We start from the raw sequence: 4,377 nt of genomic DNA, 5'->3' as shown, positions 1-4,377 counted from the left end.
AAGGTTAACGACCTGTTTTCTCAGGGATACAACCAGCACCTGATTCAGAAAGAGCCTTCCTTTTCTCAGGCTATAGTGATTTCAAGTAAGTGGTAACCGTTTCAATTCCGTTCGTGAAATTCTCTAAATGGATATGTTCATTTGGTGCGTGTAAATTTTCTGATGGTAAACCAAAGCCCATCATCACAACCGGGGAACGCAGCACTCGTGAGAACACTTCTACAATCGGGATTGAACCGCCTTCTTTAGGGAATAAAGGAGCCACCCCGTAAACCTGTTCATAAGCAGCGGCTGCTTTTTGAATCATAGGATTATTTGAGTCGAGTGAAACAGGTTTCGCGGTTATTAGCTTCTTCGTTTCAAAACTTGCCCCTACTGGTTTATGTTTATCTAAATGGGTTAAGATTGCCTCGTAAACTTCTTCAGGGTCTTGTTCCCCTACAAGACGACAACTTATCTTCGCATGAGCTTCACTTGGTACAATCGTTTTAAATCCCTCTTCGTGAAAACCCCCGGCCAATCCATTAATCTCGAGAGTAGGACGAATTCCTGTACGCTCCTGGAACGTAAAACCTTCTTCTCCGTAGAAAGACTCTAATCCTAGTTCCCTTTTCGTCTTTTCTTCTTCAAAAGGAATAGAAGCTACTTCTTCTCTTAGTTGTGAGGTAGGCTTCTGCACCCCATTATAGAAACCTTCTACAGCAACTTTTCCATGATCAGTCGTGGAAGGAGTCTAACAAATTCACTAGACTGTGAATCGCATTTGGAACTCCTCCCCCGTAAACACCGGAATGAAGATCCGTATTCGCTGTTTTCAGGTTAAGCTCCATAGCTAAGGCCCCGCGCAGAGATGTACAAATAGCAGGTTGCCCTTTTTCAATAAAGGAGGTATCCGATATTAAAACAGCATCTGCAGTTAATTTTTCTTGATTGTTTTCAATAAATGGAGGCAGGTTTGGGCTGGCCATTTCCTCTTCTCCCTCAATACAGAACTTCACATTAACCGGTAATTCACCATTTTCTTGCATCAGCTTCTCTACAGCTTTAACGTGAATAAACAACTGTCCTTTGTCATCAGTTGCTCCTCTAGCATAGAGCTTATCGTCTCGTATTGTAGGTTCGAATGCAGGCGTTTCCCAAAGTTCCTCCGGAGAAGCAGGTTGAACGTCATAATGTCCATAGATTAGTACCGTAGGCTTCCCTTCCGCATGAAGCCAATCGCCATAGACAATCGGATGCCCCTTTGTTTCAATAACCTCCAAGTTCTCGATCCCTGCTTTTTGTAGAGACTCTTTTAACCACTCGGCTGCTTGTTTCACATCTTCTTTGTGTTCTGGCATAGACGAGATGCTCGGAATCTTTAAGAATTCATTAAGTTCATTTATGTATTGTTCATTATGCTTCATGACCCAACCTCCTCTGTATGTCTTACCCTTATTATAACAAGAAAACGTTTCATACCTCGAAGACCCCGCTTTTAGTTTGAGATTGGTTGCATGATTTTAAACATAATACAAAACATAAAATAAATTGGTTCAAAAAGGAAGACAAACCATGACAAATGTCATATATCCCACCTGACGTTTATGTCTTATAAAGAGTTTGCTGTTCATTTATTATTAGAGGAACAGTTCAATCAATAAGCTTGCTTGAAGGAGTTATCATATGAATCAAAAAAAACAACAACAAGAATTAAAAAAGAGTGTTGCGGCTTTCGCAAAGCCTGATTCAAACGCTGGTATTAAACAAATGATTAACACATTTGTTCCATTTATCCTGGTTTGGTATCTAGCGTATCTTAGCTTGGAGATTTCTGTATGGGCTACTATTCCATTAGCCATGATTGCTGGTGGATTTGTCATACGAATCTTCATTATCTTTCACGACTGCACACACCAATCCTTCTTAAAAAACAAAAAAGCAAACCGGATTATTGGCACAATAGCCGGTATTATTACACTGTTTCCATTTGAGAAATGGAAACGCGATCACAATATCCACCATGCGACAAGTGGTAACCTGGACAAAAGAGGCACAGGCGATATTTGGGTAATGACCATTGAAGAATATAAAGAAGCATCTTTCAAACAGCGTTTTGCATATCGTTTGTATCGTAATCCATTAGTGATGTTCGGGCTTGGCCCACTATACCTGTTCCTAATAGCCAATCGCTTTAATCGCAAAGGTGCGAAAAAGAAAGAGCGCATGAACACGTATATTACGAATGTGGCTATTGTCATTCTGTATTCTTTGATGATTTGGGCAATCGGCTGGCAGGCGTTCCTAATTATTAACCTGCCTATATTATATGTATCGGGTATGCTTGGTATCTGGTTATTCTATGTCCAACACCAATTCGAAGATTCTTACTTTGAAGAGGAAAGCGAATGGGACTTTGTAAAAGCAGCCGTAGACGGAAGCTCGTATTACAAGCTTCCTAAGGTATTACAATGGATCTCTGGAAACATCGGCTTTCATCACGTGCACCACCTAAGCCCAAGAGTCCCTAATTATAATTTAGAGAAAGCACACGATGCTACACCACCATTAGAACATGCTACTACGATTACACTTAAAACGAGCTTAGAATCGATTCGTTTCCGTCTTTATGACACTAAGAACAAAACGTTCGTAAGTTTCAAAGAGGCAAAGACACGCTTAAAAGAAGCGAAGGAACAATCGATGCTCGGGCAGAAGCGTCCTACTCTACAAGAAAAATAAGAAACCAGATCCCTTCCACTTTGGTTGGGGTCTTTTTTCTAGAGTTTAAACAAAGCAGTCCAAGATCAGATTCCCGCTAACAACTGTTGTCCAAAAACGCTTAAAAAGGCTATAAGTGACAGGGAAAACTGAAGTAAGATATGCTTGAATAAGATTACATAAAACAAATGTAGGAAGGAGGGAACTGTGGTGCAAAATTGGTTTCACATCATCCCTAAAAATACCGGTCTTAGCACATATGTATGGATTATCTTCTGTTTACTTCCATTTTTCTTTATCTTCCGTGCTTCTTCTGTGGCAGAAATTTTATTTGGCATTTTAATGATTGCATTGTTTTTCGTCGCGTATTTGCGCTCATTTAACTCTGAGAGTGGTTTCGCCTATGTATGGGTCAGTATTGAGATTGCCATAAGTTTAATTATGACCTTATTGTTTGGCTATGTGTACTTCTCCTTATTCCTAGCGTTCTTTATTGGAAATATCCAACACAAAGGAGGATTTCTCTCTCTCTATATTGTACATCTAACGACTACACTCGCTGCGGTTACCACCGTCTATATCGCCCAAAACGAGTCCTTGTTTCCACAACTACCTTTTATCATTATTACCATTATTGGTGTCATTCTCTTGCCTTTTACCATTCGGTATCGCAACCAACAACAGAAGCTTGAAGGGCAGTTAGAGGATGCTAATGAGAGGATATCCCAACTCATGGTCATTGAGGAAAGAGAACGGATCGCAAGGGATTTACACGATACTCTAGGTCAGAAACTATCCCTAATTGGTCTTAAGAGTGATCTTGCAGGGAAATTAATTCATGTTAAGCCTGATCACGCAGTAAAAGAAATCCAAGACATAAATCAAACGGCACGAACCGCTTTAAAAGAAGTACGTGAAATGGTTTCAAATATGAGAGGGTCTAAGCTCAATGAGGAAATCTTTCGGGTTCAGCAAATTATAGAAGCAGCAGAAATGACCTTTATACTTGAAGGAAATCCAGAGCTTTCTCATACTCCCTTATTAGCAGAAAATGTACTTAGCATGTCCTTAAAAGAAGCGGCCACGAATATTGTTAAACATAGTGGGGCAAAGACTTGTCATGTAGCAATCCAGCAGTCAAGCGAGGAAGTAATGATTGAGGTAAGAGATGATGGAGTTGGCATCTCTGATAAAATCGATTCATTAAAAGGACATGGACTTCAAGGAATGAGAGAGCGCTTGGAATTTGTTAATGGAACGCTAGATATACAAAGCTCTAACGGCACAACCCTTACAATCCGTGTACCAAATGTTGCACATCAGACAGAAGAGGAGGAATCGATGTGATACGAATTGTCATTGCAGAAGATCAACGCATGATGCTCGGAGCCCTTGGTGCGCTCTTAGATCTTGAAGAAGGAATGGAAGTCGTAGGTCAGGCTAATAACGGTGAAGAGGCTTGTAAGCTCGTAAGGGAGCAAAAGCCGGACGTGTGTATTATGGATATCGAAATGCCGATGAAAACCGGTTTGGATGCTGCTGAAGAATTAAAAGATGAAGCCTGCAAGATTATTATTCTTACAACATTCGCAAGAGCCGGTTACTTCGAACGCGCACAAAAAGCAAGAGTAAGAGGTGCTGGTTGTATCCCTCAAAAACCATTAACCTTAGCAATAA

Annotated in this window: 3 protein-coding genes and 1 pseudogene; 3 read left to right on the top strand and 1 reads right to left on the bottom strand. The window is 40.5% G+C overall.

The window, feature by feature from the left end; all coding sequences use genetic code 11:
- Positions 1–70: 70 nt before the first annotated feature.
- Positions 71–1,406: pseudogene (locus tag ACXADT_RS21465) on the bottom strand (dipeptidase).
- A 259-nt stretch (positions 1,407–1,665) separates the two neighbouring features.
- Between ACXADT_RS21465 and desA the strand changes: the two are divergent.
- From desA to ACXADT_RS21450, 3 genes are all read left to right on the top strand, one after another.
- Positions 1,666–2,721, top strand: a complete 1,056-nt coding sequence (desA, locus tag ACXADT_RS21460) for a Delta(5) desaturase DesA (RefSeq protein WP_474835876.1) — start codon at positions 1,666–1,668, stop codon at positions 2,719–2,721.
- A 189-nt stretch (positions 2,722–2,910) separates the two neighbouring features.
- Positions 2,911–4,047: a sensor histidine kinase gene (locus ACXADT_RS21455; RefSeq protein WP_474835875.1), complete on the top strand. Its 1,137-nt coding sequence runs from the start codon at positions 2,911–2,913 to the stop codon at positions 4,045–4,047.
- Positions 4,044–4,377: response regulator (locus ACXADT_RS21450; RefSeq protein WP_474835874.1), on the top strand; the 334-nt coding region annotated here is incomplete at its 3' end. The genes ACXADT_RS21455 and ACXADT_RS21450, both read left to right, overlap by 4 nt.

Source organism: Anaerobacillus sp. ABR4_321, from assembly GCF_056158505.1.
This window is presented reverse-complemented; position numbering and strand designations above follow the sequence as displayed.

Coding starts and splice junctions, on each gene's coding strand:
- desA (WP_474835876.1), top strand. CDS start 1,666: ATGAATCAAAAAAAACAACAACAAGAATTAAAAAAGAGTGTTGCGGCT.